The organism is Flavobacterium sp. (genome assembly GCF_029242675.1).
GTDB lineage: Bacteria > Bacteroidota > Bacteroidia > Flavobacteriales > Flavobacteriaceae > Flavobacterium.
In genome coordinates this window covers 1-1,861 of the sequence record NZ_JAQWTM010000390.1, presented here as the reverse complement: position 1 = coordinate 1,861, position 1,861 = coordinate 1, and the positions used below count along the sequence as shown (strand labels likewise).

Here is a 1,861-nt window from a genome sequence, read left to right as displayed (position 1 = left end):
AGTCTTGCCGCTGCAAAGTGGTGCAATTCGCATGTGAGGACTTAGCTGGAGTAAGTGCAAGTCAAATAGAAATGAACGCAAATTTAACGGATTTAGATAGGCAGCGAATTAAATCTGCTTTTCAACCCCTACTCATTCAGTAGATATTGAACTTGTTTTTACAACAGTAAAATAAAATATTTTCTAATTGAATAGGATGATGAGTTTTAGGTGAAGTCAGCTTTATTAAATGAGTAATTTTCAGACTTAATTGTTATATTTGCCCCAATTAATGAGGGAATTGTATTCCAAAGTGCGCTTTGTGATATAAAATAAACCTCGTAATTGCCATAATCACAACCGGTATAAACTTTATTTTTATGAATATTTTTAAATTTTCGAAAAAAGTGTTTTTAATCTTTTTGATTCCATTATTTTTTTCATGTGTACCAAAAAAAGATATTTTGCATTACCAAAATATTGAATCGATGGCGCAGGAGAAAGGAGCTACTTACGAAATAAAAATTCAACCCGATGATTTATTAATCATAAGCGTTTCAGCTGAAGATTCAAAAGTAACGGCACCTTTCAATTTAAATCCTTCAAATGTAATAAGTGGCGGTGCTCAAGCACCTACTAACAAAAGTGCTGTGGATAATTATTTAGTTGATGCGGATGGGTTTATTGATTTTCCGGAATTAGGAAAATTAAAAGTAAGTGGTCTAACGCGATCAGAAGTTTTAGCACTTTTTAAGAAAAAACTTTCGGCCTACATTAAAAATCCAATAATCACCTTACGGATTGAAAATTTTAAGGTAGTAGTTCAAGGAGATGTTAGTGCTCCCGGTGTTTTTCAGGTTAAATCCGATCGTTTCACTCTTATCGAAGCTCTAACCATGGCTGGTGATTTAAAAATTACTTCAAGAAGGGATAATATTTTGGTGATAAGGGAAATAGATGGAGTTAAATCCTATCATCGTGTAGATATACGAAAAGCAGATTTTATTAATTCTCCTTTTTATTACATGGCACAGAATGATGTGGTCTACGTAGAGCCGAAGTACAAAACGATTAGTCCAAATGTAACATTGGTTACCTCTATTGCCTCAATAGGACTAACCTTGCTATCCTTTCTTTTAATACTTACTAGATAATTTATGGAGAATTCAATGTCGAACGAAGAGTTTGAAAAAGATTTTGATTTAAAAGCAGAAATCCAGAAATACAGTATTCATTGGAAATGGTTCTTGCTGGCAATAATTGCTTTTTTATGCGTTGCCTATTACAAAGTGCGGTATGCTGTTCCTGTCTATAATGCCTCTATAAGTATTATAATGAAAGATAATGAAAAAGGAGGGCGCTTGTCAGAGGCTGCAGCTTTTTCTGACTTAGGAATTAGTGATGGTTCTCGAAATGTAGAGGATGAAATTGAAATTATGCGTTCGCGAACACTTTTGGAGGAAGTGGTCAAAAAATTAAAATTTAATATCGCAATTTTCAGCGAAGGTCAAGTTTTAAATCATGAAATGTATGAGGATGCTCCAATTGGTATCACTTTTATAAATCAAGTTGTTGATTTCGATGAAAGGTTCATGTCTTTACAATTTCATGAAAATACTGATGGTACCTTCTCCTTGGCAGACGATAGTGGTACCTCATTACTTCAAAGCTCAGCAAAATGCAAGTATGGTCAGCCAATAAAAACAATTTTGGGTGATTTAATAATGACTAAGAAAACTAGTACTAAACTAGCGGAAGATTTTTTTTTATCCATAGTTGTAAGTCCTATCCGTTCTGTGGCTGCCGGTTTCAAGGCTAGATTGACGATCGCGCCAATAAAGCAAGGAAGTAAAGTTTTGGTTCTAAATGTTTTTGATGAAGT

2 protein-coding genes are annotated in these 1,861 nt (G+C 33.9%); both read left to right on the top strand.

What is annotated here, in order from left to right; all coding sequences use genetic code 11:
* The first annotated feature begins 359 nt into the window (after positions 1–359).
* Positions 360–1,133 (top strand): polysaccharide biosynthesis/export family protein, encoded by a 774-nt coding sequence (locus P8M54_RS14465; RefSeq protein ID WP_300288699.1) that lies wholly within the window; start codon positions 360–362, stop codon positions 1,131–1,133.
* 3 nt (positions 1,134–1,136) lie between these two features.
* A partial coding sequence (locus tag P8M54_RS14460) for a Wzz/FepE/Etk N-terminal domain-containing protein (protein WP_300288698.1) occupies positions 1,137–1,861 on the top strand: 725 nt, incomplete at its 3' end.